The sequence below is a fragment of the Snodgrassella sp. CFCC 13594 genome (assembly GCF_001590725.1).
Taxonomy (GTDB): Bacteria; Pseudomonadota; Gammaproteobacteria; order Burkholderiales; family Neisseriaceae; genus Snodgrassella.
Window position 1 is genome coordinate 1 of sequence record NZ_LQXR01000111.1, and the last position, 299, is coordinate 299.

The window sequence follows — 299 nt, forward strand, 5'->3', positions numbered from 1 at the left end:
AATGCCACCGCTACGATACCTAGCACATGCGGGGCGCATCGCAGCGTTTATGCCCCTTTAATTACTCAACGATCTGGCACTGTAATTCGCCCATTCATTCGCAACTTGGGCAAAATTATCACGTGTAATAAATTCACCCGTTGCTTTGCTTCCATCGGCATTGGCAATGGTCAGCGTATAAGATTTAGAAGCCTGTACGCCACCAGTGGCATCAGACATATTTTTGGTCATCTGGTCTGATAACTGTACTTGCTGCGCATTCAGCACCACATCCTGATTGCTGCTTCCACCCCATACAC

The 299-nt window shown here is 47.8% G+C and carries 1 protein-coding gene; it reads right to left on the reverse strand.

The annotated features are described in order from the left end of the window. Positions 1 to 57: 57 nt before the first annotated feature. Positions 58 to 299: hypothetical protein (locus A2F46_RS12800; protein ID WP_197457683.1), on the reverse strand; the 242-nt coding region annotated here is incomplete at its 5' end.